At 57.6% G+C, this 24,469-nt stretch carries 26 protein-coding genes and 1 tRNA gene; 1 reads left to right on the top strand and 26 read right to left on the bottom strand.

The features are described 5' to 3' along the window. Window positions 1-9 precede the first annotated feature (9 nt). Window positions 10-95, top strand: a tRNA-Leu gene (locus F623_RS0105930). Window positions 96-104: 9 nt separating this feature from the next. On the opposite strand, the gene F623_RS0105925 is transcribed toward F623_RS0105930, so the two are convergent. From F623_RS0105925 to F623_RS0105790, 26 genes are all read right to left on the bottom strand, one after another. After that, entirely contained in the window at window positions 105-443 is a 339-nt protein-coding gene (locus tag F623_RS0105925; protein ID WP_018868260.1) for a MarR family winged helix-turn-helix transcriptional regulator, read from the bottom strand. A 417-nt stretch (window positions 444-860) separates the two neighbouring features. Beyond that, entirely contained in the window at window positions 861-1,286 is a 426-nt protein-coding gene (locus F623_RS0105915; protein WP_018868262.1) for a hypothetical protein, read from the bottom strand. Next, the gene (locus F623_RS0105910; protein ID WP_018868263.1) at window positions 1,283-1,576 is read right to left on the bottom strand and encodes a hypothetical protein; all 294 of its coding nucleotides are present in this window, start codon (window positions 1,574-1,576) and stop codon (window positions 1,283-1,285) included. The genes F623_RS0105915 and F623_RS0105910 overlap by 4 nt, the downstream gene beginning before the upstream one ends. A 13-nt stretch (window positions 1,577-1,589) precedes the next feature. Further along, the gene (locus F623_RS0105905; protein ID WP_018868264.1) at window positions 1,590-1,865 is read right to left on the bottom strand and encodes a hypothetical protein; all 276 of its coding nucleotides are present in this window, start codon (window positions 1,863-1,865) and stop codon (window positions 1,590-1,592) included. Next, complete coding sequence (locus F623_RS0105900) at window positions 1,862-2,515, bottom strand: hypothetical protein (protein ID WP_018868265.1); 654 nt, start codon at window positions 2,513-2,515, stop codon at window positions 1,862-1,864. Before F623_RS0105900 ends, F623_RS0105905 begins: the two co-directional genes overlap by 4 nt. A gap of 92 nt (window positions 2,516-2,607) precedes the next feature. Then, the gene (locus tag F623_RS0105895) at window positions 2,608-3,036 is read right to left on the bottom strand and encodes a hypothetical protein (protein ID WP_018868266.1); all 429 of its coding nucleotides are present in this window, start codon (window positions 3,034-3,036) and stop codon (window positions 2,608-2,610) included. 89 nt (window positions 3,037-3,125) lie between these two features. Next, complete coding sequence (locus tag F623_RS0105890) at window positions 3,126-3,764, bottom strand: hypothetical protein (protein ID WP_018868267.1); 639 nt, start codon at window positions 3,762-3,764, stop codon at window positions 3,126-3,128. Window positions 3,765-5,403: 1,639 nt separating this feature from the next. Next, entirely contained in the window at window positions 5,404-7,104 is a 1,701-nt protein-coding gene (gene terL, locus F623_RS0105885) for a phage terminase large subunit (protein ID WP_018868268.1), read from the bottom strand. 91 nt (window positions 7,105-7,195) lie between these two features. Further along, on the bottom strand, window positions 7,196-7,432 hold the full coding sequence (locus F623_RS0105880; protein WP_018868269.1) for a hypothetical protein: 237 nt from the start codon (window positions 7,430-7,432) through the stop codon (window positions 7,196-7,198). Continuing rightward, window positions 7,429-7,713, bottom strand: a complete 285-nt coding sequence (locus tag F623_RS0105875) for a hypothetical protein (protein WP_018868270.1) — start codon at window positions 7,711-7,713, stop codon at window positions 7,429-7,431. Before F623_RS0105875 ends, F623_RS0105880 begins: the two co-directional genes overlap by 4 nt. A 22-nt stretch (window positions 7,714-7,735) precedes the next feature. Beyond that, a complete protein-coding gene (locus F623_RS0105870) occupies window positions 7,736-8,194 on the bottom strand; it encodes a tail fiber assembly protein (RefSeq protein ID WP_018868271.1) in 459 nt (152 codons plus the stop codon). A 9-nt stretch (window positions 8,195-8,203) separates the two neighbouring features. Then, window positions 8,204-9,430 (bottom strand): phage tail fiber protein, encoded by a 1,227-nt coding sequence (locus F623_RS0105865; protein ID WP_019572160.1) that lies wholly within the window; start codon window positions 9,428-9,430, stop codon window positions 8,204-8,206. A 67-nt stretch (window positions 9,431-9,497) separates the two neighbouring features. Next, window positions 9,498-13,217: a hypothetical protein gene (locus tag F623_RS0105860; RefSeq protein WP_018868273.1), complete on the bottom strand. Its 3,720-nt coding sequence runs from the start codon at window positions 13,215-13,217 to the stop codon at window positions 9,498-9,500. Window positions 13,218-13,276: 59 nt separating this feature from the next. Continuing rightward, a complete protein-coding gene (locus tag F623_RS0105855) occupies window positions 13,277-14,977 on the bottom strand; it encodes a hypothetical protein (RefSeq protein ID WP_018868274.1) in 1,701 nt (566 codons plus the stop codon). Beyond that, window positions 14,977-15,552 carry a hypothetical protein gene (locus F623_RS0105850; protein WP_018868275.1) on the bottom strand — a complete coding sequence of 192 codons (576 nt, stop codon included), beginning with the start codon at window positions 15,550-15,552 and terminating at the stop codon, window positions 14,977-14,979. Before F623_RS0105850 ends, F623_RS0105855 begins: the two co-directional genes overlap by 1 nt. A gap of 4 nt (window positions 15,553-15,556) precedes the next feature. Continuing rightward, complete coding sequence (locus tag F623_RS0105845; protein WP_018868276.1) at window positions 15,557-16,024, bottom strand: hypothetical protein; 468 nt, start codon at window positions 16,022-16,024, stop codon at window positions 15,557-15,559. After that, the gene (locus tag F623_RS0105840; protein WP_018868277.1) at window positions 16,024-18,450 is read right to left on the bottom strand and encodes a hypothetical protein; all 2,427 of its coding nucleotides are present in this window, start codon (window positions 18,448-18,450) and stop codon (window positions 16,024-16,026) included. Before F623_RS0105840 ends, F623_RS0105845 begins: the two co-directional genes overlap by 1 nt. 1 nt (window position 18,451) lies before the next feature. Beyond that, window positions 18,452-19,027 carry a tail tubular protein A gene (locus F623_RS0105835; RefSeq protein ID WP_018868278.1) on the bottom strand — a complete coding sequence of 192 codons (576 nt, stop codon included), beginning with the start codon at window positions 19,025-19,027 and terminating at the stop codon, window positions 18,452-18,454. Window positions 19,028-19,100: 73 nt separating this feature from the next. Further along, complete coding sequence (locus tag F623_RS0105830) at window positions 19,101-19,883, bottom strand: phage capsid protein (RefSeq protein WP_018868279.1); 783 nt, start codon at window positions 19,881-19,883, stop codon at window positions 19,101-19,103. A gap of 48 nt (window positions 19,884-19,931) precedes the next feature. Continuing rightward, window positions 19,932-20,405, bottom strand: a complete 474-nt coding sequence (locus tag F623_RS13630; RefSeq protein ID WP_231367689.1) for an endonuclease VII domain-containing protein — start codon at window positions 20,403-20,405, stop codon at window positions 19,932-19,934. A gap of 1 nt (window position 20,406) precedes the next feature. Further along, the gene (locus F623_RS13480) at window positions 20,407-20,577 is read right to left on the bottom strand and encodes a hypothetical protein (protein ID WP_018868281.1); all 171 of its coding nucleotides are present in this window, start codon (window positions 20,575-20,577) and stop codon (window positions 20,407-20,409) included. 470 nt (window positions 20,578-21,047) lie between these two features. Continuing rightward, window positions 21,048-21,470 (bottom strand): 3TM-type holin, encoded by a 423-nt coding sequence (locus tag F623_RS0105815; protein WP_018868282.1) that lies wholly within the window; start codon window positions 21,468-21,470, stop codon window positions 21,048-21,050. A gap of 11 nt (window positions 21,471-21,481) precedes the next feature. Next, complete coding sequence (locus F623_RS0105810; protein WP_018868283.1) at window positions 21,482-22,288, bottom strand: hypothetical protein; 807 nt, start codon at window positions 22,286-22,288, stop codon at window positions 21,482-21,484. An 11-nt stretch (window positions 22,289-22,299) separates the two neighbouring features. Then, window positions 22,300-22,455 carry a hypothetical protein gene (locus F623_RS13475; RefSeq protein ID WP_018868284.1) on the bottom strand — a complete coding sequence of 52 codons (156 nt, stop codon included), beginning with the start codon at window positions 22,453-22,455 and terminating at the stop codon, window positions 22,300-22,302. Then, entirely contained in the window at window positions 22,455-24,002 is a 1,548-nt protein-coding gene (locus F623_RS0105800) for a portal protein (RefSeq protein WP_018868285.1), read from the bottom strand. Before F623_RS0105800 ends, F623_RS13475 begins: the two co-directional genes overlap by 1 nt. Before the next feature lie 215 nt (window positions 24,003-24,217). Beyond that, window positions 24,218-24,457 (bottom strand): hypothetical protein, encoded by a 240-nt coding sequence (locus F623_RS0105790; RefSeq protein ID WP_018868286.1) that lies wholly within the window; start codon window positions 24,455-24,457, stop codon window positions 24,218-24,220. Between the last annotated feature and the right edge of the window lie 12 nt (window positions 24,458-24,469).

Below are 24,469 nucleotides of genomic sequence, written 5' to 3'. Positions count from 1 at the left end.
TGAGTTGCCGCCCGGATGGTGGAACTGGTAGACACTCGGAGCTTAAAACTCCGTGGCATCTAGCCGTGTGGGTTCGAGTCCCACTCCGGGCACCAACCTTGGAATCACTCGCAGGTCAGATGCTTGAAGAGCGCCTCTGCGAATAGCTCACCCTTGGGGGTCAGCTTGACGATCTTCCGACGACGTTCGGCGGGGTCTTCCTCTGCTTTCAGGAGGTCATGCCCCTTCTTGTTGTAGCTGTGCCACTTGCCCAAGGCTGCGACGTTGCGAGAGCATGACGCCTGGGAGTACCCCAGACGCCGCGCCAACTCCGTCATTGTGATGCCTGGTCGATTGGCAACCTCGATGAAAGTCCTGAGAGTCTGCGCGGGCATGTCCGCTTGCACCATCTGGACTTCCTTCAAGAAGCTAATCGCTCTCGCCGCCTCCTTCTTGTAACTCATTTTGGACTCCTTTCTCCCTTGAGAGGACCATGTGTGACGGTCCTATCCACAGGAGGATATCATTGGGGTCTACTATCCAGTCAAGGAACTTGTTGCCCTTCGTTACTGATGCGCTCTCGAAAAAGAATGAGCAGCCGAAAAGAGTGAATCCAAAGTTCATGCTCGATACCTGCACGTTTCCCACCCAAGAGTACACACGCCCCATGCGGTGCCTCTCCACGTCCTCCCGTGGTTGATCGCTAGTTTATGCTTTTGTGATGTAGGTCCGCAATATTGCGCGTAAGTATTGCGTACCCGGATTGCTAATACCAAGGAAAACCGTGGCTTACCAGCGGAAGATCGCCCAGATCATCATGTAGACCGAGAACCCCAGGATGGCGAGGTCGATGGCCGGGTGGATCCAGTCCTTGAGACGTTTCATGCGGCTACCTCCTTAGGTGCGAGCAGTTGGAAGGTGACCCCTCGTGCCCGTACTCCCTGACGCATCGAGAGGGTGACGTAGCGAGCTTTACGGATACGCTGGCTACCTCCCGGTAAGGATACCTCGAAGCGGCCAGCCCCGGAGACAGTCGGGTGATGCTCCACTCGATGCCACGAGGGAGTCATCGTCGGGAGGATCGCAGCCCGCAGGATGTGCGAGGTCTCGTCGTCGGTGAGGTCCAGGCCCTCCTTGGTGAGGACACCCTCGAAGGCAAGCAGGTTGCCCCCGATCTGACCAAAGCAGAGGAACTCCACATCGGTGAGTCCGACAGACTGTGCCCGAGCGATGATCTCCCCTCGCTGGGTGCCCTCTTCAGCGCGGACCTGCCAGTGGTCCCCGGATTTGCTTACGGTTACTCTCATGCTGCTTTCTCCTCGTTGCCGCCATCAGGCAGTCCCTTGTTGAAGATTCGCCGTGTCTCCGCATCAGCGAGCTTTGTGCCGAGGGGATACGACAGGACCACTCGGGTTGCCGCCCACTCGGGGTAACAGTCGGCCACCCACTCGGGGTACTCGATGCCATCCTCGTTGGGTTGGTAGCCAGGGTCTCCCTCTTCTCGGATGATGTAGATGCCGATGGTGTCTGCGTCGTCTTTGCTGCACATCTCAGCGTCGTCACCATCGAACATGATGTAGCGCATCTGGATTTTCATTTGGTGTTCTCCTCTAGCTGAATGCTGCTTCGATGAATGCGAGTGCTTCTTCCTTGGTGCGTGCAACCTTGCGACCAGTCGGACGGACAATCCGTGGTGGCCTCTGTGGCTGCGTCTGAGCGGCTTTCTCATCTTCAGGCCACCGGTACCTAGCCCGGAAGTCTTTAACCTCCTGACAGGCATCGTGGTAAGCCCCGAGACCATCCGTGTGGTCTCTGGTGATGCACATCTTGTTGTACATCTCGCGGACCTCTTGAGTTGCCAACGGTCGGTTGTCGATTTCGTTCATGCTGCTTCCTTCATGTTGTTGCGGATGTGGGGGACCCACTGCGAGGCCATCGCCTGAGCAATCCCAGTGAATGTCTTGCTGCGTTCCTTCCAGCGATCCTCAGAGGGGCCTAGCTTGTTCTGTCCAGAGTCCGTCTGGTTGGCCCATCGGGGCTTGCCTTCGACCATTCGCGGGGCCACGACCTGGGTGTGCTGAAGTTCAGGGAGACCCTTGAGCCACAACCCAGTGCGCTTGCTTGCGTCGTGTCCGAACTGGTGCGGTTGGATGTACTGCGAGGCCTTCGCCGTGCTGAATCCGTAGTCGCGTGCATCGATGGCCGTCGAGATGCGACCGACGGGGTTCTCAATGGCGATATAGGGGATGTCTGCAGCCATCAAGGCGCGGACAAACTCAAGAGCCTCTAGGGTCTTCTCTTCGCGTCCGGGCACTCGCTTGTTCCAGTGGAGGCCACTAGATGCGAGGTAGGTGCAGGGAGGGTGGGCAATCATCAGATCCCAGCCTCGGTCGAGGAACTGCAGCACATCACCTTGTAGGTGGTAGGGACTGCCATCGTCTGCCGGGAGAATGTCGCAGGAGTAGGCATCTACACCCATCGCGCGAAGAGCCTCGCGGACCTCGCCGGATGATTCACAAGCTACGATTGCTTTCATGGTCGTTTCGTTTCCATGTGTGGATAGGTATGGGCACACCTCACCCACGGGCACCCCCCTTAAGGAGCGCCCTGGGCGGGCTTCAGTGGGTCTCAGGTGCGGTCTGTCGCTTCCAACAGGAGGGCCAGCAGAGGCTTCATGCGGTCGGCCATCTCGTGCAGGTCAGGGGCGCTCGTCGCGTTCAACTGGTAGCGAAACTCGGTTAGAGCCCCGATTGCAGTGAACCACTCGTGAGCCGACATAAAGCCGGGGGCCTCGGGGTGCTCATACCGGTAGTACTTCGGTTCTTCCTCTAGTGGGATCTCCCCATAGCGGCTCTCGAAGGCCTCCACATTGAGGCTCTGCAGGGTGTTGCCGAGCATCTGCAGGTTGAACTGTGGGGACTGCCTGACGGCCTCTGGTTGACCCAGTACGACCCCGCAGCAGATGAAACCCTCCGGGATCAGGTTGCGAGCGATCAGCTCATGCACCCCGCGAGTTACTTGGTCGATCTTGTCGTGTCCCAGAATCATTACGCTCATGGCGTGTTTCCTCTGTTGGTCTGTGAGTCCACGCTAGAGGCCTCGCGGAGACAGCCTCTAGGATTGATTCACTTCCGAGGTCGGATAGATCAGGCCACAGCGATGCGGATCACCTTGCGCATCTTCTGACCATGCGCCGGATAGGCGACCAGAGGGACATCCTTGGACCAGCACGCGCGGCAGTCTCCGCACTTCCCGTCTCGGGAGTAGGCCCCGCAGACGAACATCCCAGGGTGCGCATCTTCGGGGGTCGGGATGATGGTCGAGCCGTGGTTAGCGTCAGCCTCACCCGTGACGGAATCCGAAGACCTCCGTACCACCACGTTGGGCAGAGCTTCCATCCGCCGCAGGATCATCTCGATCCGGGGGGACTTATGCGAGCGGGTTGGGATCCAGTGATTACAGTGGGGCGTCTGCTCCATGACCTGCAGCACCTTCTCTGCCAGTTCGACCCTGTAGAGGTCGCCAGAGTCAAACCAGCGGAAGTAACGATCCGCGTCCAGCTCGGAGACCATATCCGCGACCCACTCCGGGCGCTTCCAGTCTTCCTTGTTGTGTTCCCGTGGCGCTTTGACGCTGGGGAATCGATAGTTGCCGGTGGTGGCGTAGCACCCCTGACAGGCCTCTACCAGTGCCCCACCCTTGGTGCGAGCGCCGGGGCACGTCTCTAGTGCCGGGAGGGACCACGAGCGGGCCTTCAGCTTGCTGGTCTGACTGATCTTGATCATGTCGTTCTCCGTGTTGGTTCCGAGGTCGGATACATTCAGGCAATGAAACCCAGTGGGTCCGATGATGCACCCCGTATACCTAGCAGGTGCATCCGCAGAACTACTGCTGGTGAGCGTTCAGCGAACTTCACGGGCGGCTTTTGTTTCATTCTCGCAGCCTACCCTTCGCGAGGTTCCCGAGTTTTTAATGAGCGCCTGATCCGTGGTGGTCAGGTAAGGGCCAACCTGCTGCCCTTTCATGGTTCCGCACTCTAAAGTATTCAACCGCAGAAGTCAACCGAGGTCGGATACTTTTAGGCGAGCGTTGAGGTTCAGGCGATGAGCTTTGCCCTGTGCCATTCCCACCCCACCGATGCACCTTTAAGCGGCCTGAAGGTGCCAACCTAGACTCCCGAGGCTATAAGCCTATCGATGGGACTACTCGCCAGTCTTTTAGAGAGCGACCGAGCCGCTGGGGCCGGTGGTTGGAAGCCGTGCTGCTGTGCTTCCATGGCTCGAACTATACGCGATCGGGTTGGTGGCGTCAACAGGGAAACCGAAAATAAATCGAAAAAAGTGCTAAGTGTTTGGACTCAAAGGGAATTTAGTTTGACGGGAGGTGATCGAGGGTTGCGCCTATAAGGTTACGCGCGCGGGTGTGTCTCGAGGTCGCAAGCTTTCGGCGCGCCTCAGGGTCGCTGGGTGGGTCGCTGGGTGGGTCGTTGGGTGGGTCGCTGGGTGGGTCGTTGGGTGGGTCGCTGGGTGGGTCGCTGGGTGGGTCGCTGGGTGGGTCGCCAGGGAGGGATTATAGATGGGAGTCTATGGGATGGGATCTATAGATAGACGGGAAAAGGACTAAGCCCTACCCCAAAAGTGTATCAGAATGACACACTGCTGATGACTACTGGCGATTTATACAGTAAAAAATGACCCGCGAAGGGTCTAAAGGTATCCGTAGTGCCAAGGGACTGCAGTAAAATCAATGGTTTAGGCGGGAGGTGTGGCAGATAGTGTGCCCGGTGGGGTGGTCCCCCTCGATTTCTCGCGGGTTCCGGGGGTGGGTACGGGGGAAACCTGCTCCAGGGAACGCGTGGGTACCCCTTCAGATTTCTCTCCCAAATTTTCCTGGGAGACTTCTCTTCGAGACTCACCCGCAGATTCACCTACGAGACACATCTACCCTCCCCTTCTCAAAGATGCAACCGCAGAGACAGCCAGGGAGGATACAGACAGATCGGACAGGGAGTTGGACTATAGAGGTACTACAGAGGTACAACAATCATCATCATCGTTAATGGGTCCTTAAATCTCTAGAATAATATCTATTAGAGGAACAAGGACCCATTCTTTGGAGGGAGGTACTACAGAGGGAATCTATGGAGGGATGGTACTTGGGGGATGATGGTGGTCAGAGACAGCAATGGTACAGCTCTAGCTCACCTACAGGAGGAATCAACCGTGTCAGTAGGCCCCAGATACATCTATAGTTGTACCTATAGTTACATCTATAGGGATATATCAACCGGGGGGCTTGGGGATCATCTTCCTCCATGAACTCGTGGTAATCGTAAGCTGTTGATGTCAGCCGAAAAAAAGACCCTCAATTAGAATTTCCTAAAAGAGGGTCTCAAAGGGTCATCCTTCGGCGTTCACTGAGCGTTCACTGGACGTTCACCCACTTGTCCTTCTTGCGGGTGTAGCCCAGGGCTTGATCCATGAACTTGTCCAGTTCCTGCTGTAGAAGCTCCTCTCGATGCGACTGAGCGGCTTTCTCCGTGTCCCTACCCAACTGGTCCACCCAGTAGGCTACAGCGCCTGAGAGAGCGTCCAGGCGGTCATCGTGAGCCAGGGATCCACGGTCACGAGTCAACCGAGTCATCTGATAGAACAAACCGTACTTGGCCTCGGGAGCCGAATCGAAGTCCTTCTTGATGAGAGCCTCATCGACCACCAAGCGGTGCTGCGTGAGGACAGGCTCAAGGATGTCGATGATCCGGCGTTCCTTCTGCTGACTCACCCGAGGGCCTTCTTCCAGACGACACGCGTGGTGCCTCTGTAGATGCGGACGGAAGAGTTCGAGGAACATGCCATCACCGAAGTTGGGTTCAGCCTGGACGATGTTCACCTGATGGAGTCTGGCGATCTTCGCGAGCTTCTCCAGAGTTGCATCCTCGTAGCCTCCAGTGAAGCCACCCACGTCCACCAAGTAGAGCCAGCCGTGGAGCATCTTCACGACCGCATAGGAGGTTTCGTCAGTACCACGGCCCGAGGGGTCAATGAACATCATCGCTCCGGTGTACTCAGCGAGAGACGTATCGACCCACATGGGACCGTAGAAGCGATCCCCTGCGAGACCCACCACTGGAACACCCTGGGTGACGTACTCGCGGCCAGACGACCAGACCACCTTCACGGGGGCCATGCGAGTGTCCAGGGGCATGACGATCAGATCCTTCAGCTTGAGAGGATACTTGTCGGCATCACTGAGGGTGGTATCCAGCATGAACTGGAGAGCGAAGCCAGACTTCCCGTAGGAGGCCTCTCGCTCCAGAAGATCCTCGTGGGAGAATCGCTGGGGGTCCGTGGGTTGCCCCTCCTTGGCCCCATGCTCGATGAGACCCATGATGTACGGAGCCAACCGGTTGCCATACTTGGAGGGATCTTTGGGGATACGAGCGGGCCACACGCGGATCTGATACCCACGGTCTTCCAGCACGTTGTAGATGCTCATCTCCGTCTGGGGAGTACCCAGGTAGGTGATGTTGCCCCCAGGCTTCAGGATCGCGTCGAACTCCTTGATGCGCTCCCCGAGGACATCCCGCATGAGTTGAGTCAGGGAGTTGTTCAGGGATTCCACGTCGTCCGCGATGATCTCGTCAGCACGGCTACCGGTCATCTGCCCGGTGATACCCACGGACTTCACCGAGGGAGAGTGGGATACCCCTGCAGGGCCAACGTCGAACGCAATGTTGGAGGTCCGCTGATTATCCTTGGGCTTCAGGTGAGCCAGGATGGGCAGCTCGTAGATGAGTCGCTTGGTGAAGATAGAGAACTGGTCCGAGCGATCCTTCGAGGCGGACACCACGAGGAAGTTCAGGTGAGGATTCAGCAGTAGTCGCCAGCAGACGTAGGCTGCAGTGATCCATGACTTGCCCACTCCTCGGAAGGCCTCGATGACTTTTCGCCGGGGACCATGCTGGAGGTAGTACGCGATGTCGTACTGAACAGCCGTGGGGTCAGGCTTCGGGGCGGTGATCGCTCCGGCTTCCCACAGGAAGGTCCACACGAGGAAAAGGAAGTTGCGAAAGTCCTGCAGTGGATGGTCGGGAGGTAGTGCGTTGGTATTCTTCTTCTGAGCCATTCTGAGGTCCAAAAAAAAGCCCCCTGCCCAATCCCACAGGGTTAGCTGCGAGAGAGGGACAGGGGGCTTCAGGTGAAGCCTGAGCGACGGTCTACTGGTAAGTCGTAGGGTCGTTCAGGTCGGAGAACGGGAGACGCTCCTTGAGAGAGCCTTCGAGCTTGGTCAGCGCGTCGTTCCCCTCGGGGAGAGCTTCGATGCCATTGTTCTGGAGGAACTTGATGGCTTGCCCAAACTCGGCAGCCGTGGCTTCTCCAGAGGCGATCCGCTCGTAGAGCTTCTCACCGACAACGTTGTGGAGCTTCTCCAGTAGTTCCTTGGATGCAGTCATTTGCCGACTCCAAAGTATTTCTGGAAGAGCTTCTCCAGGGCGCTGGTACCCAGAGAAGCGATAAGTGCTGACAGACCGATCAAGGCCAGGATGTGGATGTCAGGGATCTGGATCAGGACGATGCCAGCTACAAGAGCCAGCCCCATCGAGGACAAGGCGCGTCCAATGATGATTCGTGGTGTGATCTTTTCCTCCGATGCCAATACCTGCCCGAGACCAATGATGAGGCCCGTCAGGGCCATACCAATGATGGCCTCAAGGGAGGACAGCTTTTCTTGCATTGAGGGTTTCTCAAGTTGCGAACTACAGGAAGGAGGGCTTTTCCGGCCATTCAACAGCGGCTGGACTCCCAAAGGTACTGGGAATATCACGCAGGGCCTGTCGATAGGCCTTCAGTTCTGCAAGAGCTGTCTCATTGAGAGGTGAGTCGGGGAGAACCATCCAGTCGGTTTCCTTGAGGATGTCGTCGCGATTCTCGCGGACGTACTCCCAAGAGTTCTTGCGTTCCTGAAAGGCCTGACGGGTCTCTTCCGCAATGCGCTCCTTCTCATCGAAGAAAGCCTGGAGACAGTCCTCCGCAATAGAGGTGTCCTCCAGAGGTTCATTGCAACGTTCCTGGCAGTTGATGAATTCAACTTCACCGCTAGAGCCATCCCAATGGAGCGCACTGAAAGAGTCAGGTAGAGGCAGCGAGGCCACCTCAAGTACTTCACCCGCATGAATCACGGTGAAGCCGTTAGTTTCTCGAATGACAGTTAGCATCTACGTCTCCTAGAGCTTCATAATGAAGTGGATGGCCCGGTACGGAGGACGGACATCAATAGTCGCGCTACTGACGCTTCCACTCAGACCGTGGGCGTGCGCGTCCCCGTTACCGGTGTAATTAGACCAAGGGTATGAGTTGCGAGAACCACTGGTAGAACCAGTGTGACGGGGACGCGACGTTCCCGAAGTGGTCCCATAGCCCGCAAGATCACTGGTAGAGAGAACATGACCCCCCTGGTGACGATGACTCGGGATTCGGGAGTTGTTCAGCGTGTGGTTGTCCACACTGAAGTTGTCACCATGAGAGTGCGACTTCGTGTTGGCACCACCAGTGGCTCCCAGGCTATAACCACCGCCAGCACCCACCGGGAACAGCCCACGCATGTCAGGGGTTCCATTGGTGCCGTCACAGAGAACCCATCCCGCAGGGATCAAAGAGACCGCATGGGGCCACATAACCATGGCACCTCCGGGGACACTCTCCAGGCTGTCCGCTAGGGCCTGGGCACGATCAGCCTCATCACGGGAACGGTCAGCCTCTCCTTCCGCCCGGTTCGCCTCAGACAAAGAACGATCAGCTTCAACCTCAGCACGGTCGGCCTGTGCATCGGAATAGACAGCCGAAGCTGCAGCATCCAGACGGTGCTGGTTGGCCGTATCCCGGTGAGCCTCCGCAGTCAACCGATGCTGGTTCGCGGTGTTGCGGTACGTCAGAGTGAGATCCCGAGCTGCATAGGTCTCGGTACGAGCAGTCTCAGCTTTGACACGTTCCTCGAAGGCGTCCTTACTGGAGGTCAGCACATCCTTGACGTACTGAACGTTGGCTGCGTCCACATCAGTCTGCGGATACAGCAGGTTGGTGATCCGACGGAAGGACGCGGAGTACGAGCCATCGTTGGCAACTGCCAGGGTGGACGCCGTGAGGTCGAATGCTTCCTGCGCCAGATAGAACGACTGACGCGACGCAAGATCCAACTGCGCCTCGGTCATGGTGGAGCCATCTTGGAAGTCCACCAGAAGAGTCTCGCGGTCGGTCTCTCGGACAATATCGATAACGTCGTTCTCTTCCGGCATCTCCTCAAGTTCAATGGTGGTCCCATTGAGCCACTTGAAGTCTACCTCTACGCCATTGACCGAGACCTTGACGTGGAATCGATTGATGTACGGGAAGGGAACAACGAACACTTTGGTTCCAGGGGAACCTTGAAGGTACTGCACTCGAGCAAGTGCCATAGGTGCTCCGTATAGAAATGAAAAGGGCGACTACAAGAGCCGCCCTTCGTGGTTACAGTGGATGGGTCTAGGGTTGAGTCCAGGGTGCTACAGGAGGTGCGTTCCGCGTCCGGTTGACATCCCAGAGACCAGCTTCGGACTGGTTCTTGCGGATCTCGTGTCGGATGTACTCCTCGACCACTTGATGCTCCTCCGCCATGAGACGATTAAAGGCAGCATCCCGTGCTTGAGTCATAAGCTGCTGCGCTCTATCTGCCTTCAATGCCTTGTGCTTGAAGGTGCCTACAGGGGCAGGGGCACGGAGGATAGCTTCGAGACCGTCTTTGGAGAGCGTCTCGGAGTACAACTCGTTCCACCGGTCGTACAAGGTCTGCGTACCGTCAGATGTCAGGACAGTCCGGTAGTCCACGTCCCCAGTACGCCGGTGCTTGAAGGGCACCCGAAAGTTCATCCCGGTTTCCTTCCGCAGCTTGTTCAACTCCTCGTCGATGAAGAGTTCCTGTTCGCTGCGCCCCTTCTCACGTTGTTCCGGGGTAGCACGGGATCCCAACCACCAGCCAGCCATCGGGTTCGTCACCTCACGTCTGCGCCCCATGTGGTCATAGGAGTGTGGAGTGATAATCCCCGAGCTGAGACCCACAGGATTCAGGAGTTGAGTCTCCACCATCTGCAGGGCATTCGCGGGTTCCATTACTTCAGGGTCCGTACTTCGGCGGAACTTGTGCAGAGAACTCGGGAGCAGTAGACGCATCTTGTCGCTGAACACTTTGAGCAGCGCAGACTCCTCTGCCTCGGCGTCCATGAGGATTTCCGAGAACTCCATCATCTGATCCAGACCAGTGAAGAGGTTGGCATCGCGGATGGCGTTCGTCAGTGACCCAACGGCCAGACTCACAACGGCCAGAGCCTTCTCCCAGTGCTCCTGATCGATGAACTCTCCCTGAGCTTCGCGGACGCGATAGTTCTCCATCCTCTCCAGCGCATTCACCATGACCTTGACGGGAGTTGCTACAGGGTCGATGAAGCGGTAGTTCCAGCTCTTACCGTTCGCATCGATGATGGAGTAGGGGTCAGGCAAGTGAGAGTCCCGCTGGAAGCGGCTATCCGTCCAGCTATTGGGAGCACCATCCCCAGTGACACGATCCTGTGCCCACAGCGTAGCGACGGCCCCCATGACACCCATAGAAGTCATCGCCTGGGCACGAGCAATGAGTTCCCTCTCAGGACCATTGAACCCTGCCAGATCCCGCAGGAACACGGGGTTGACGAGGTTCACTCCGGGGGTGAACCGGAGACCTTCCTGAACGACACGGATGGGGGTGCGGAAGAAGAGCCACCCCGAGACCACCTTGAGGATCGGCCACTTGTTCAGCAGATCGTCCACCGCCTTCCCGAGGCTTTCCCCCAGGTTGGAGTTATCAAACTCCTGCTTGTACAGGACGTGCTTGACGTACTCCTTGGCTTCCTCACTGTTCCCTCTACGGAGAATCTCAGGGTCGCGCAGGGCTTCCTTCTCGACATACCGCTGGAGTTCTTCCCCGCGAAGTCCCAGGTTGTGCCCCTTGCGGACGAGTGGTTCGAGAAGAACGTCCGTGTTCTCCGAGTCGTAAGCCTGTTTCACTGCCCGCTCGTAGGACTCTCGGATATGAGCGTTGAGCGCCTTACCCTTCAGGCCCATCTCGATACCTTCATTGGTAGCACGCGCAGCCGCCATACCTGCCACTCGGGAGTCGTAGGCGAGACGCGTCATCCATTCGTCGGAAGCGCCCATCCCTCGGATGAAGAGACGGAGGTGAGGAGCGATGCGTCCTGTGATCTTATTGCCACCCATCGCGATATGGGACTCAAGAAAGCGGTTAGGGTCAGCATTGGTGATGCCCTGCTCATACCGCCAAGCTGCACTAGCTGCCCGTAGCGCCGCTTTCTGAGAGGCACGGATGGTAGCGTAGCTGGCGAAAGCCTCCGCGCGTGTAGCCTTAGTGAGAGGGTCACTCAGGAACGCCCGTACCGCTGGACCTGCCAGCATCTTGAAGGCAGAGAAGTACAGGTTGATCTGCAGCGTGGTGAGCGAGAAGACGTTACTGATGGAGAATTCCGCGGCCTTATCCCAGAAGCCCGGCTTCGCCTTCTCTGGGGAGGGTGTAAGGGCTTGAACATCCCGGCGCTTCTTGGCCGTCAGTTCCATGGCCTTAGAGAAGTCACCATCTTCGCGAATGCTCGCTCGGATCTGCGCGTCGTAATCCGCTTGGATACGCTTGACTTCGATCTCCTGCTCCATCGCGGCACGACGCCGCATCATCTCCAACCCGATGTCCTCCCCAGAGAAGCCTTCTTCACGGAGCTTCGCGGGGGTGATCTCGGAGAGCTTCGTGTTGTACTCCTGGCGTGCCCTCTGAGTGAGCGCCGTCTGGGCTTTAAGTGCCGAGTCCAGCTTGTAGAGGTTGTCGGTTTTCATCTCCTGATCTGCGATCTGCCTATTCAGGGAGGGCACTTCAGCATCGGCAGCAGCCGCTCGTCGCAGGTACAGATCACGCAGGTCATCCATGGACTGATTCGCCGCCTGGAGGACAGCCGTGGTGAAGTTCTTCCTCTCGTTGTCAGACAGCTCTGCCCTGAGAAGATCGGGTAGGGCCTCCGCGAGTTGATGCTCAGGGATGTCGTTAAGCTGCGAGGCTACCCCCTCGGCCAACTCCTGTGTCTCCCGCATGGAACGGACGGGGTTCTCCGAGCCGGGGTGAACCGGGATCTCGATGCCTCCAACATCCTTGGTGTCCCCAGCGAGCAGACGCTCGACCGATTGCGTAGGAACTCCGCGTTCACTCGGGGGTGTCGGGGCGGCTTGCTCTCCCGGCAACTCGACGGTCACCCTATGAGAACCTCCCCCTGCTGGTACTTCCGGGTCTACTGCCTGTGTGCCCGGAGTCACATCACCAGTCGCTCGCTGGACAGGTGCAACCGTACCCCTAGGAGAGTCAACTGCTGCAGGAGCGGGTGTCTTGTCTCTCCAACCCCTCACCACACTACTCAGGCGAGTTGCAGCGAGGTCCAGCGCAGTACCCGCACTGAAACCTACGAGGGCACCAGTACCTGTAGACAAGGCGGAACGTGCGTAGTCCCACCCATCCTGACGACCAGAAGAGATCTCGATGCGCTGACGCTGTGCGTCGTCCACATAGCCATAACCAGCGCCTTCGACCCCCGCAATGATCCCCGAGCGTCCTACGCTCCTGCGGAGTTGCTCGCGGAAAGTGGCGCGGGCTGCTTGGCGACCCCCCTCACGGACGGCTGTACCGATGCCCAGGGAAGCAAACCCGAGGAGCATCGTGGGATCCAACGCGATGGAACGAGTTGCATACCCAGCCCCCTGCCAAGACATCTTCGTGTTATCGAAGGTGTCCATCAGGTGAAGGAAGGCCTCCTTGGTCTGCTGGTCCGACCGCAGAACGTCACGGGCGATGAGTCCCTGACCCCCCAAGTTGTAGTTGAACCACGCCATGTAGGAGCGCGCCCACATGGAGAGTTCTTCTTCAGTCCCCTCGAAGGGGCGACGAGCGCGCATCTGATAGACTTTCTCAGCAGCCCGCAGCCAGTCCTCATTCGAGGAGAGATCGGACGCCTTGATGGACTCAGGTACTTCTCCAAAGGGTGTGTACTCTTCCCTTGGCATTACCTCACCGGTAAGGGCGGGAGACTTATGTGCGTCAATCGCCTTGAAAATCTCCTCGTCGCTCATCGAAGTGGGGAACGCAATAACATCGTCACCCACCTGTACGCGGCGGTACTCCATGTGTTTTCTCCTAGATATTCAATACAAGTACCTCAGCATCACGATGAGGACAGCGGGGTTTAATCAATGGGGACGAACACCACTTCAGACACACCCGTATCCGGGTTGTAGCGGAGTTCTCTCTTCATCCCCTCAGGGACAGTGCTAGAGGCGCTGGGGGCGCTAGAGGATTGCGGAGGTGCGGCACGCGCACCCTGCTGGTGGGGGAAGTGGGGTTCTCGGCCCTCGCTGATTAAGCGCGCACTCTCGCGGATATACTGGCTAGTCTCAGCCTCGATCTCCCTGACCATCTGCCTCTTGAGCATCGGCCCAGGCATCTCCCCGTGTTCCCAGTAGTAGGTGGAGAGAGCTTCGTGGAGACTGGACTCCCAGAAGCGCAGCGCGTCTGCATCTAGGCTGCTCCCGTGCAGCGTGCCCTCCAAGACAGGCCCGAGGTTATTACGCACAGCCGAAAGGTGCGCCTTGATATTATCTTCCGCTCGCTTGATCGACGGATCATCCATGAAGTTGAGACCCTCAAGGAGACCATCCATACCCTCTAGGAGTGTCACCTTGTCCTGCGGAGCGAGGTCCGGCGTACTCAAGATGTGATTAGTGAGTGACTCGCGGTTCACCCCCCCAGGGTTCGTCATGGCGGTCCAGATTGCGTAGCTCTCAAGGTTCTTCCGCGCGGCCTTAGAGGCCACAGGATGCACGAGAGGTTGCATGTTCCACTGGTTGACGAAGGCAGCGGTTGCAGGATCATTTGCGAACTCCCGAGCAGTAACCTGTTCTCCCTCCATCATGCGACGGAGAACGTCTACCTGTCGGGCGTGCTGTTCCTCCTGGTGCCGCCAATCGTCTACCTGCTTGGAACGGATAAGGTCACTCCACTGTGCGTCTCGGAGTTGCTTCTGAGTACGCGCGAAGTTCGCCTTGGCCTCGGCATTCAGGAAGCGATCAGGCACCCGCTCCAAGTACGATTCATCCCCAGTCTCAAGCGCGAGGTTGACCGCAGCTTGGATTACTCGCTCATTCCGCTGAAGGTTGTTTAGGGGACCACGCTCCTTCCACTGAGCGTCGATTGCGAGGAGATCCTCACCAGTGCGCAGAGCATCACTGACCTCATCCATGAAGGCGTGGCCCATGAGGGCCTCGTGATAGCCAGCCGTCTCCCGCATCCACGTCGTCTCGAACTCATTGAGAGAACGTTGGACCTGACCCATGTAGGCGGAACCGTAGAAGGGATTGTCCCCGACGAACTCCAGAGCCTCCTTGCGGATCTCCTCCATGTAGGCATTCCGATTCTCAGTATTGAGTCGGATGGAGTCGTCTTCGAGGATTCCTTGGATGCGGTCTTGGATGAAATCCTTGGCATCCAGCTTGGCGACCTTCTCAGCGATGTGTGCCGCTGCAGTGGGGACCAACTCAGGGAAGATCTCCTTGGCCTGGACTGCGGTGATGACACCCGCTTCGCGGTCTCGGCGGATAATCTCGGCGTAGTAGTGATCGTTCTTGATCTGCTCCTTCCCCAGACGGTCATCACGCTGCGTGGCGTAACGCTCCAACGCTGGGGAGAACTGAGAGAGAGCCTCTGCGAACTGCGACAGGCGACGATCCTCGCGGATCTTCTGCGGCGGTACATAGGTATCGACAGCCTGGGCGGTAGGAGTCAGGGCGACCTGACCATGGCTGGTGTACGGAGACACCGTGCGCTGTTGCTTGTGTCGGACAGTCGGACCACCCTGCTGAACAGGGGTCATGCCCGGTAGTTGTGCCATTACGTTGCCCCTCCAGAGGTATTGCGGCGACCGCCAAAGCGGTTACCCACAGGATCGTTCCCAGTTCGCTGGGTGTAGCTGTTATAGGAGTTGGTGACCCCTGCACCGATCTGGAAGGCAGTCCCCCAGGTACTCGGGCCGATGCCTGGAGCCGTCATATTCATGCGACCCATGGCGGTACTGCGGTGAGCATTCATCTCGTCACCAAGCTGGCCCATAGCCCAGTCGCGGTTCTGACCGATGTTGGTGATGTCTCGGGAGCCAGTCCCGGCGATCTCCTCCATGATGCGATCCAGAGAGATGCCCTCTACTCCAGAGTCAGCCGCAGCCGCTCGGAAAGATCCCATCTCCTGCATACGTTGGCGGCTACGCTCATAAGCAGCCTCACCCGCAGCAGCATCCTCCTGTTGCATCCGACGCTGGGTAGCCTCGTAGGAGTCACGCATTGCCGTCTGGGAGTTCTTGATGTTGGCCTTATGCTGCTCATCCTGCATCTTCGCGTGAGCACTCTGCTGTTGGTGCTGAACGACCGCACTCCCAACAGACATGATCCCCGTGAGGATCGGAATGATCATCGGGTTACACATTTGATTTACCTCGGTGCATGATCTTGGCGAACTCGTGAAACAAGTGACCGTTGACCTCAACCGTGCGAAGGAAAGTGAAACCAGCCCACCGAAGCCAGCGAATATGAACTTCGTTGTCAGCGTGGACTGCATTAGTAAATAGCTGGTAGTGCGAGGGAAGCATCTCGATACAGGGCTTGGTGTTCCTCAAGACCCACATCCAGTGATCCGTGAGAGCATCTGATGCGACCATCCAGATGAAGCCCATGAACTCAATGTCCGAGGGCATCACCCCAAAGATGATCTGTGCGTTGTCCTCATCGTCCGTGCAGACGTAACAAGCGTCCCCCTCGTCAAGCCCCCGCATGAGGGACTCGAGAGGGGAATCACTCTCACCAGCTTCGATCTCACGAAGGTCAGCTTCACGCAGCCGAGGGGCCAGATAGATGACATCTTCCCGAGTTGCCGGTCGTACCTTCATTAGATCCTCCGAGAGCGAATGGTGTAGTAGGCCTCCCACTCAGCACTGAGGAGCCAGCTCGGGAGATAGGTGTCGTTGACGATTTCGATGGTCACCTTGTCGTTCTTCGAGGCCACCGGGAAGGTGAAGTTACCTTCCTCCACCGAGATGGTGTTCACCATATTGTTTGCCGATCCCAAGACTCGGGACATGACATAGGTGTAGGTGTCACGGTTGAACGGGGTAACCTCCGCACGGAAGTAACCGGTACGGTTGAACAGGAGATTCATCTTGCGGATCTGCAAGCGGCCCTCACCGATAGTCATCTGACCACCGCCAGGGGCTTCCTCCTTGATCGTCAGATGAGAGAACCGGTAGCGGAACTCGTAGGGCTTCCCAATGAAGAACGGTTGATCCACCCAGTCACCATCGAAGGTCAGTCGGGTCGAACCGTTGATGTCCTCACTGTGGATCGGGTGGATGACCTTACCGGGTGCCCGGAAGCCTCCCTTGCCCGTCACCAACTGCACGTTGTCCCCTTCGAGAACTCGATAGGGCAGTGTGATGTGGGTCACCGGTCGTCCACCGTTGAGGTCTTCAGGCTCCTCCTCATACTCCACCAGAGGTCCGCAGGTAGAACCCACGAGGCTGTCCAGCAGGATCGGGATGCCCATCCCCAGGTCGGAACCATCGACGCAACTCTCGACGACATTCCCAGGCTCAAGGTTGGCGATCTCCAGATGGACACCATCCTCGCGAGCAATCAGCAGATACAGGCGGGACTCGATGAAGTCACAGTTGAGGATCTTGTCGTTCTCACTGAAGCGCCACCGGGACCACGAGGCCTGTAGCTTGTCCTCGCTGGACCAGTAGTACCGGTACACAAAGATCTCGTTGGGAGCGTTGTGTGTGAGGGCTACAAGGATGTCCTCGTTGGTACTGCTGGCGAGCTTGTGGACGCGTCCAGGGATGTACTTCGGGACGTGCGCCGTGACCTCTCGGGCATCCTCCGCCTCGATGGCTCCATCAACGTAGTACTCGCGGATCCCGGTGTGGGTTCCACGGTTGACCGCGAAGTAGATGTAGCGACCTGCACCGACAGGCTTTGCCAGCAGAGACGCTTCGTACTCAGTCGTCTGGTTCACCGAGATGGTGGACGCCGTGAGTACATCTGCAGAGCCAAGCTGGAACTGCGTCTGATCGGAGAACAGCAGGAGCGTCTGGTTGAACGGGATGGCGTGACGCAGGATGGAGACCTTGGTGTGGCTCACACCGACATCAATCGGATCATCATCCATGACAGCCGTGGCCGTCCGTGCGAAGAAGTTGAAGAACTCCCCAGCGCGGGACATGATGATGTTCTCCCCGGAGACCACCCCCAGGCGATTCCGATGGAAGAAGATGTCGTTGATCGTGTGCCCGACGAAGGATGGGAATGGGTTGCTATCCAGATCCCCGGTATTACGGTCGTCCCAATCGAGACGCCGGAAGGTGAACGTACCGTCAGCCTCGCGGATGAGACCATGGGGCATCGTTGAGCGATCCAGACGATACCTTTCACCACCCTTCAGAGTCTCATTCCAGACACCCTGTAGCTGACCTGTGCGGGTGTCATCGTACTCCACGAAGTAGTTATCGAAGGACGAAGACTGGTCGCCCGTGATCTCCACGGTGTAACCATTGACGGCTCGGGCAGGTAGATCCGAGAAACGCTGGGTGGCCTGGGCGATGACGGTCATACCGCTGTCACCGAGAGAATCTTCAGAGCGAATCGTGAAGGAACCCCCATCACTCCTGCGGACCCAAAGGGTTGAACCGTACCGAGTGATATTCCAGCCAGAGCCAAGGTTGTCGAGCATCTGACTCCGAAGCTGGGTCGCGATGTTGTCCGTGGTCACAGACGTTGCGTGGGACGCATTGGAGCCATCCGGCACTCGGTAGTCTGCAACCGTAGTACCATCCACACGGACGAGGTAACGCGCCCCGTAGCTCCCCTGGCGCACGAAGATCAACGCCTCCGGGTTGCGGGTGGCACTCAAGTCGGTCGCAGAGTCGGCAACCACAGTCGTATTCAGGACGAACGTGTAGTCCGCCACGGTGACGCACCGGAAGTTCAACTCAGGATTGGCGGCATTCAGATAACTCTTGCCGTCAGGGAAGTTGACCGTCTGAGGGACACCATTGAGATCCCAGACCTTCAGATCCCCGTCCTGAATCATCACGACGTACTGCTCTTGGGTGTCTCGGTTGATTGTGTGCATGAAGGCAGCATCGACAGCCCCCTCCAGACGAGACACATGGCGAGTCCCTGGACGCTTCCCAAGGCCTTCAACCACAGAGGAGTAACCGTTGATCTGCTCAGTACCGTGAGATGCCAGCCGCAGAGCGGTAGGCTGCTGACTAACCCCATTGATGAGGTTAGGGATGGTCGTAGAGACGAGACTCATGTTATCGATCCAAGACGCGAGCGACCGAGTAGACGTTGAAGATGTTGTAGTCAGCCGTGTCAGCTTCGTACTCCTGAAGATCAATCAGGGCTTGCATCTCGTCTTTGGCCGCAAAGGTGGATAGCTCAACGGACCCCACGACTCGCTCCTGAAAGATCCTGGCGGATCGGATGGTGACGTACTGGCGTGCCATCTCAGGGACTTGATCGAAGGGCAGGAGAATAATCATGTCCACAGTCACCGGATGCCCAAAGGTGAACGTGTGGTTTCGGCGGTCGTACAGTCGGTTGCCTCGGACGACAACATCGATGCTCTGGTACTGACCAACGGTGTCTACCCGCAGAACATTTCGGGGTACGACGAGTTGTTTCTCAGGAAAGGTAGGAGTCAGCCGGTAGTCCTTCTCAGTGTTGAAGTGCCACCCGCGAGCCTGTACCTCTCGTAGTGTCTGACGGAGGATGTTGCGTGCCATCACAGCATCCACAACCCCGCTATCCTCGACCGAGTTCACAGGGGACTCACCGATAGCCGACAGCATTACGTTGATGGCATCGAGTTCAGTTGTTGGTGACAGCATGTGTCCTCCAAAGTGAAAAACGAAAAAAAAGGGAGGTCCATTTCTGGACCCCCCTTGAGAGATTTACTGCGGATTAACCAGCGGCCTTCGACAGCTCGACAGCCGATTCCGGGCGCAGGATGCCATGACCGACCGCGTACTTGGCAACCATCAGGGTGCCCTGGCGGTTGATCTGGTACTCGGATTCCATCGCCAGATCCATCAGCTTCACGGTGCCAACGGCAGACGCGTGCATGATGAGACCCACGGTGTTCGAGAAGTCACCAGCGTACTTGTCGTTGGTGCCAGCCAGACGGGTGCCCGGCGCGACCACAGCCTTCGGCAGGTTGTTGGTCTTGACGATGTGGATGCCCGCCACGCGAATGACGTTACCGCCAGCGTAGGAGCCTTCACCACCCCAATCCCGGTTCAGGATCTTGGTGCTTCGGGCCATCGCATAGAACTGCTCCGGGCGCACGAACAGAACTCGGGAGCCTTCGTCGTCCGGCACATCCTTCTCGTCCATGACCTTCGCGGCCTCGAACATGGCTTCAGCCAAGGAGTCACCGTCGGTCGCATCCACGCCTTCAATGACGGAGCCACCGAACTGGCCATCCTCGTCGATGGTGCGCGGCGAACGAGCAGCCTGTACACCCACCTGCAGAACGTGACGGTCGAAGGTATTCGCCAGGACGTTGCCGATCTCGGAGGTGTAGGTCGAACGCACATCGTAGTGGTTCATGGCCTCGTCGATGTTCGCAATGAACTTCGGAGAGATCAGCAGATCGTCGATGGTGATCACCCGCTCGGCGTGCTTGATAGCGCCACCAGCGATGAATTCACCCGGAGTGTGGTAGTAGGCGTCTGCGCGCCCCATAACAGGGAACTGCTTCCCTATTTGTCTCAGATTACTCTGAGGATCGGACTATACCTTAACCCAATCGATTGCACGTTGTAGCGCAATAGGGTCGTCTTTAAGCATCCCGATAGCTCTATTACAGTTGTGACACAGGAGTCCTCGGATACGACCAGTAGAATGATCGTGGTCAACACAGAAGGACTTGTATCGCTTTGAATAGAGCCGTCGTTCACAGATGCCACAACGACCTTCCTGCTTCTTGTACAGCGCGAGGTATTCATCTTGAGTCACACCAAGGGTTCGCTCACGGGCTTCAACGATCCGACATGCCTTGCATGTGGAATCCAGACGGCCAGTTATTCGATCCTTCTTGTAGAACTCAGAGAGAGTTTTCTCGGTGTTGCATTTAGAGCAGGTCTGTTTGGATTCTCCGTGTCTAGTCTCTACACCTTCGCGCGTATTGCGCTGACTTGGCTCGGGATCGCCCTGCGTACAGGGGTTCCCCGAATTTACGGAGTGTTTAGAGTCGGCCCAGTTCATGTTAAGCCGACTTGCCATTGGCAATGGTGCGGACCTGATGACGGCCCATGGTGACGTTCTTCTGCTCGAAGGAAGTCAGGACTTCGCCACCGAAGACCTTCAGGAAGAGCGCCTTCGCGTCACCTGCGCCGTTAATCTGGCCCAGACGCGAGACAATTGCGTTGTTAGACATTTGAAACCTCGTGAACGATTGTTGAGAGTTATTGCTCCCACCAGTCATCCACGCGCTCACACAAGGTTGTCCTCTCGATTCACCCGCAGGTGAAACTCAAGGGCCACGGATCGTGCATGAAAAACTCGGGGTGCTAGCCACCGACGTTGCTGTCAGTGCGGCTTGAACACTCGTTCTGAGGTAGTAATGGATGGTCGTCACGACATCCGGTGAAATACACAGGGACCAGTCTTAAGCATGTACAACGCACGGGTTACCAAGGTTGCGGCACCGGCTTAGTGGCCATGTGGGGCCTCCCGACCTCGCCAGTCATGTCTGGCCGTGTTACTGCGCTGCCTGTGTACTTCCCGCATACCGCGAGTAAAAAGAACCCCCGCGTAACCCTTTCAGAGGGCAAGAGGCGGGGGTCGTGTTGCTTCAACTAGAGAGCGACCAACGGAGAGGAGAGGTTCTCCATAAAGTCGTGGTAATTACTTAGCGACGTGCTTCGCCTTCTCGTAACTACGGACTCCCGAGTAGCCCAGGTAACCAATCGTGAAGGTGTACCAAAGTTCCTGCGGGATCGCTGCGAAGCCCGACTGGACATTCGCGAAGAACTGCTCCATCTGAGTCGGGAAGAAGATCCCTGCGACCGGAGCCACAAGAACCAACCCGAGGATCACGATGTAGAAGGTGTACATGAAGGTGGGTCGAGCGCGCGAAGTCCACGGGTCTTTACTATTGGCTTCCGCCATGATCGCACCCATGCGAACTTCCAGTTCCTTCAGTTCACCCTTGGACTGCATCTCAAGGAGCTTCATCTCGGCTTCCATCTGCTTCTCCTTGTCCGGCAGGACTCGGGAGATGATGGACTTACCAAGTTCGAGAACTCCTCCAGCAATCAGAGGGGCCATAGAGAGTTACCTCACATGATGTTGGATCGAGCCAGCTTGGCTTCCACTTCGGCACGGAACGCCGGATCCTTCGAGTAGCGAGGATCGGACATGGCCGCAGTCAACTGCGCGACAGACTGGAAGCTGTCACCCCCAGTTGCGTTACCGCCACCCAGCAGGTTCGGGTTCTGGCCATTCTCACGGGTGTACCGATAGGCCAGTCCCATGACAGCACTGCGGATGGTCGCCAGATCGCTGGACTCGACCGAGCGGTTGTACTCTTCCAGTTCGGCTTCGCTCAGGTTGGCAGCGGCCCACTCGGAGATGGCAGCGAAGTGCTCTTCACCACCGACCTCACTGAAGACCTCTTCCTTCATCTGAGAGACAGTCGCCTCGACACCAGCGATGTACTGGTCCACATAGGCACGCGGGATTCCCGCCTGTTCCAGCGCCGCGTAGTGTTCCTCAGCGATGCTGCCGTTCTGGTTGTAGTGGTCAGACAGCGCCTCCATGTCGAGGCCCGCACGTTGCACAGCCTCGGAGGCCTGATCCGTAGAGACATCCTTGGGATCCACACCCTCCAGGCCTTCAGCCTTCGGGGCGTCCTGCTGCTGACCCTGGCCGAGCTTCTTCTCCAGTTCCTTGTAGGCTTCGATCAGAGCTTCCTGGCTGTCGAACTTGCCGAGGATCTTCTCGCCTTCAGCCGGTTTCGGAGCATCGTTGCCCACGTTGGCTGCGGCCTCCTGGGCCTGATCGAACTTGGCGACCATGTTTTCATCATGGCCCTGCGGAGCCGGGGTATTCTCGGGAGTACCTGCCCCTGCGTTGATCGTTTCCATCTTCTCTCCTGTTATCGGTAGACGACCGTGAGGCCGTTCTTCAACTTGATCCGACGCTCACCACCGTTGGAAGTCTTGGTGGTCTTGGTCGAAGCCTTCTTCTGTTTCGGTGCGGCCTCGGGAGCAGCCGCCTCCTGCTGTACTTCAGTGGTCTGGGTGTCAGACATCACATTCCTCCTTTCGCGGTTTCCCTAAGCATGTCCATACCGGTCTCCATTGCCATACCAGCCATGCCTTCCATCTGTTCCTGCTGCTTCTGCTCGGCCATCTCCTGCTGAATCTCCTGCTCAGTCCGCACGAGACCCTTGATGTCGATACCCAGAGCCGTCGCACGGCGCTTCAGGTAGTCGTCCACATGGAGATGCTTCGCGACTGCTTCGGGACCAAGCTGCTGCTGGACTCCGAGGATGAACGCGTCGAGCTTCTGCAGATCGTGACCTCGACCCAGGGCTTCGAGACCCGTGGTGATGGTCGGGGTGACCGTGCCCTTCGGGAGTGCCGGGATCTTCTTCTTCTGCTGCATGTCGTGGAGTACGCGCTTGACGAACGGACGCTGGAACTCCTGGCTGAGGACGCTGTAGACACCCCCCAGGGCATCCTCCAGTTCCTTCGCGACGTACCGAATCTCCTCGGCAGTCACACGCTCACCTGCACGTTGGACGGCAGTGTTCAGCAGGAAGGCATACGACAGACGCGACTCGATGGCGTTGGAGGTTTCCATTGCCACTCGGAAGTCAGCGAACTTGTCCATCTGCAGGACCGACACATCGTTGGCATCTCCAGTCCGAACGTCACCGCTTTCAGACTCAGCGACGGTACGGACCTTGGTGACACCATTGGGATGCACGAAGAAGAGAACCTTGGCCGCAGCCGCAGAGCCTTCAATGATAGCCTTGGTCAGAGCTTCGAGGGACTTCAGATCTCCGAGATACTCCTCGACGTAGCCGCGCCCGTAGTCCTCACCATCAATCTGGGTGAAGCGCAGGGGCATCCACGGGGAGCGATCCTTCGGATAAGTCCCTCGGGTTCCAGGGACTTCTTTATCCTCGATCTCCTGATAGACGTGCCACTTGTCGTCTTCGAGATAGACGCGGGTGTACAGGTCGAGGAGGTCTTCAGGCTTGCGCTTACCTTTGGTCTGCGCCTTGCTTTCTACGAACTCTTGAACATTCTTCGGCAGGGCCTCGTAGGCAATGGACTCCTTGGTGATGTGTTCGAGGACACTTCCCATGGGGTCACGACGGACGACATAGCGATCCAACCGGTAGACCTTCATGCGGCCTTCCGGGGACAGATACAGCATGACGTTCCCAGCGATGAAGAGCTGCTTGAGACCTTCACCGGCTGCGACTCGCTTACCGTTCTCCTCGATGTAGTGCATGGCTGCACGCTCGATGGCACCTAGCGCCTCTTCCACAGCCGCTCGCATACCCTCGTCCTCGACCATCTTCTCCAAGGTGTAGTCATCCACGGAGAGACGGAAGAAGGGACTATTCGGGGGCATCAAGGCCAAGGTCATCTTGGCGACGAGGTTGTTCAGGCCACGCGCCCCCAACCCCTGGTAAGGAGTCGGGAGCTTGTCGTGTCCACTGTGGTTTTCGGGCGGGAACAGCGAGGGGATGGTAAGGGTTGCAGCTTCTCGGGCACGTCGGAGGAAGGGGTCACGCTTGCCAACCATGCGCTTGTATCGCGCGGCGGCGGTGATGTTCTCCATGCGTTACCCTCCTGGGTTAGCCAACCGCTACGTTGATGCCGCTGGAGCCATCCGCGAAGCCACCACCCTTCTTGTCGATGCGGAGCTTGTTGCGGCGATTCTTGTCAGAGCGGAGCTTCCCTTCGTCCTTCGGCTCGGGGGCACCCTGGACCTGGGTAGCGGTCTGAGCGGGCGGGGGAGCCGGGGGAGCCGGTGGCTTCGGAGTCTTCGGGGCTTTAGGACGACGACACATTGTGATTCCTCAGTAGATTTTCGGATTGCTCCTTGTAGACGCTATCCAAGAAACGGATCACCTGTTGCTGCCCCACGGCCATCCAGATCTCTCGATCCGTCATGTGGGGGTTCGGGCAGGTATCCTTGAAGCGACTCTTCAGAGCTTCGAGCAGAGGCTCAGGAATGGGAGGGAACTCATCGTTGGGTACTTCAATAGTCATCAAACTCATGTTTTCCTTCATCCAAGGGGCCTC

Origin of the sequence: Thioalkalivibrio sp. ALD1 (genome assembly GCF_000381245.1) — a bacterium.
In the GTDB taxonomy this organism is placed as follows: domain Bacteria; phylum Pseudomonadota; class Gammaproteobacteria; order Ectothiorhodospirales; family Ectothiorhodospiraceae; genus Thioalkalivibrio.
This window is presented reverse-complemented; position numbering and strand designations above follow the sequence as displayed.

Excerpts from the sequence above, each read along its gene's own strand:
- F623_RS0105925 (WP_018868260.1), bottom strand. The coding sequence starts at position 443 with ATGAGTTACAAGAAGGAGGCGGCGAGAGCGATTAGCTTCTTGAAGGAA.
- F623_RS0105915 (WP_018868262.1), bottom strand. The coding sequence starts at position 1,286 with ATGAGAGTAACCGTAAGCAAATCCGGGGACCACTGGCAGGTCCGCGCT.
- F623_RS0105910 (WP_018868263.1), bottom strand. The coding sequence starts at position 1,576 with ATGAAAATCCAGATGCGCTACATCATGTTCGATGGTGACGACGCTGAG.
- F623_RS0105905 (WP_018868264.1), bottom strand. The coding sequence starts at position 1,865 with ATGAACGAAATCGACAACCGACCGTTGGCAACTCAAGAGGTCCGCGAG.
- F623_RS0105900 (WP_018868265.1), bottom strand. The coding sequence starts at position 2,515 with ATGAAAGCAATCGTAGCTTGTGAATCATCCGGCGAGGTCCGCGAGGCT.
- F623_RS0105895 (WP_018868266.1), bottom strand. The coding sequence starts at position 3,036 with ATGAGCGTAATGATTCTGGGACACGACAAGATCGACCAAGTAACTCGC.
- F623_RS0105890 (WP_018868267.1), bottom strand. The coding sequence starts at position 3,764 with ATGATCAAGATCAGTCAGACCAGCAAGCTGAAGGCCCGCTCGTGGTCC.
- terL (WP_018868268.1), bottom strand. The coding sequence starts at position 7,104 with ATGGCTCAGAAGAAGAATACCAACGCACTACCTCCCGACCATCCACTG.
- F623_RS0105880 (WP_018868269.1), bottom strand. The coding sequence starts at position 7,432 with ATGACTGCATCCAAGGAACTACTGGAGAAGCTCCACAACGTTGTCGGT.
- F623_RS0105875 (WP_018868270.1), bottom strand. The coding sequence starts at position 7,713 with ATGCAAGAAAAGCTGTCCTCCCTTGAGGCCATCATTGGTATGGCCCTG.
- F623_RS0105870 (WP_018868271.1), bottom strand. The coding sequence starts at position 8,194 with ATGCTAACTGTCATTCGAGAAACTAACGGCTTCACCGTGATTCATGCG.
- F623_RS0105865 (WP_019572160.1), bottom strand. The coding sequence starts at position 9,430 with ATGGCACTTGCTCGAGTGCAGTACCTTCAAGGTTCCCCTGGAACCAAA.
- F623_RS0105860 (WP_018868273.1), bottom strand. The coding sequence starts at position 13,217 with ATGGAGTACCGCCGCGTACAGGTGGGTGACGATGTTATTGCGTTCCCC.
- F623_RS0105855 (WP_018868274.1), bottom strand. The coding sequence starts at position 14,977 with ATGGCACAACTACCGGGCATGACCCCTGTTCAGCAGGGTGGTCCGACT.
- F623_RS0105850 (WP_018868275.1), bottom strand. The coding sequence starts at position 15,552 with ATGATCATTCCGATCCTCACGGGGATCATGTCTGTTGGGAGTGCGGTC.
- F623_RS0105845 (WP_018868276.1), bottom strand. The coding sequence starts at position 16,024 with ATGAAGGTACGACCGGCAACTCGGGAAGATGTCATCTATCTGGCCCCT.
- F623_RS0105840 (WP_018868277.1), bottom strand. The coding sequence starts at position 18,450 with ATGAGTCTCGTCTCTACGACCATCCCTAACCTCATCAATGGGGTTAGT.
- F623_RS0105835 (WP_018868278.1), bottom strand. The coding sequence starts at position 19,027 with ATGCTGTCACCAACAACTGAACTCGATGCCATCAACGTAATGCTGTCG.
- F623_RS0105830 (WP_018868279.1), bottom strand. The coding sequence starts at position 19,883 with ATGGGGCGCGCAGACGCCTACTACCACACTCCGGGTGAATTCATCGCT.
- F623_RS13630 (WP_231367689.1), bottom strand. The coding sequence starts at position 20,405 with ATGAACTGGGCCGACTCTAAACACTCCGTAAATTCGGGGAACCCCTGT.
- F623_RS13480 (WP_018868281.1), bottom strand. The coding sequence starts at position 20,577 with ATGTCTAACAACGCAATTGTCTCGCGTCTGGGCCAGATTAACGGCGCA.
- F623_RS0105815 (WP_018868282.1), bottom strand. The coding sequence starts at position 21,470 with ATGGCCCCTCTGATTGCTGGAGGAGTTCTCGAACTTGGTAAGTCCATC.
- F623_RS0105810 (WP_018868283.1), bottom strand. The coding sequence starts at position 22,288 with ATGGAAACGATCAACGCAGGGGCAGGTACTCCCGAGAATACCCCGGCT.
- F623_RS13475 (WP_018868284.1), bottom strand. The coding sequence starts at position 22,455 with ATGTCTGACACCCAGACCACTGAAGTACAGCAGGAGGCGGCTGCTCCC.
- F623_RS0105800 (WP_018868285.1), bottom strand. The coding sequence starts at position 24,002 with ATGGAGAACATCACCGCCGCCGCGCGATACAAGCGCATGGTTGGCAAG.
- F623_RS0105790 (WP_018868286.1), bottom strand. The coding sequence starts at position 24,457 with ATGAAGGAAAACATGAGTTTGATGACTATTGAAGTACCCAACGATGAG.